Here is a 1,391-nt window from a genome sequence, read left to right on the forward strand (position 1 = left end):
GTCGGTTCGCCGAGGACGAGCACATCCCGGTGGTGCGGTTCACCAGGACCGACCGCAAGATCGACAAGATGCGGCCCTACCTCGCCGCGCAGGCCAGAACGGGCCGGTCCGGGGTGGCCGCGATCGGGATCGCGCAGGAGTTCGCGCCGGTGTTCCTGGCCACCAAGAAGACCGGCGCCAACGGGGTTGCGTGGTTCTCCTTCACCAAGGCCGACCGCCGGGTCAGCTGCTACTACTTCTACCTCTGGGATGCCGAGTTCGGGCCGGCGTTCATCAAGGTCTGCGCCTACTTTCCCTACCCGGCCAAGATCTGGGTCAACGGGCATGAGTGGGCCAAACGCCAGGCCGCCCGGGCCGGGATCGGGTTCACCGAGCTGTCCAACGGGTTCGCCGCCACCGACGACCCCGCCGGGTTGCAGGCCATCTGTGACCGGCTCGGCCCGGCCACCATCGAGGCGTTCGCCCAGCGCTGGTTCGCGGTGCTGCCGCTGCCACTCACCGACGCGGACCGGGCCGGCGGCTACTGGTGGGAACTGTCGATGCGCCAGGTCGAGGTGTCGCGCACCATCGTGTTCACCGCGCCGCGGCACGCCCGCGGGTTCTTCGAGGCGCTGGTCGCCGACAACCTCGACATCGGCCGCCCCGAACAGGTCGAGCTGATATTCGGTCGCCGGACCCGCGGGCCGATCCCACCCGGAAGTTGCAAGACCAAGCTCGTCACCCGCGGTGTCGAGGTCACCGTGAACGCCTTCTACAAGCACTCCCGGATCAAGCAGTACCTCAAGGACGGTCGCGCCCTGCGGGTCGAGACCGTGGTCAACGACCCGTATGACCTGAGCTGCCAACGCCGCCTGCACAACCTGCCGCAACTTCAGGCCCGAGCCCGTGCGGTCAACCGTCGCCTGCTCGATACTGAACGGGTCGGTCAGGGCTGCGTCCTTGCGAGTCCAGCCTTTGAGCGGATCGCGCACCCGACCACCACGGTGGACGGGCGGAGGGCCCCAGCCCTGCGGTTCGGCGACCCCCGGGTCCAAGCCCTGGCCGGCGCCATCTGCCACACCCTGCTCGCTGTCACCGGCATCACCAACAAGAGCCTGCGCGCCTTGATGACCGGACTGCTCGGCGACAGCCCCGGCACCGGCCCCGCCACCAGCTACGGCATGAACCGAGCCAGCTACGACCTCACCCGGCTGCGCCGCAACGGACTCATCGAGCGCCTCCCCGGCCGCAACCTCTACCGGCTCACCGACGACGGCCTCGCCTTCGCCATCTTCTACACCAAGGTCCACAACCGCGTCCTGCGACCACTGATGGCCACCGGCCGACCCCAAGCCCCACCACCCCTGCGCGCCGCCCTGCGCACCATCGACGCCCACATCGACGCCCGGCTC

The 1,391-nt window shown here is 69.2% G+C and carries 1 protein-coding gene; it reads left to right on the forward strand.

All coding sequences use genetic code 11. The features are described 5' to 3' along the window. Window positions 1-1,391 (forward strand): hypothetical protein (locus ABD143_RS38050; RefSeq protein WP_343988741.1); only part of this gene is annotated, 1,391 nt, incomplete at both ends.

It is taken from the genome of Pseudonocardia aurantiaca (assembly GCF_039526725.1).
GTDB classification, from domain to species: Bacteria; Actinomycetota; Actinomycetes; order Mycobacteriales; family Pseudonocardiaceae; genus Pseudonocardia; species Pseudonocardia aurantiaca.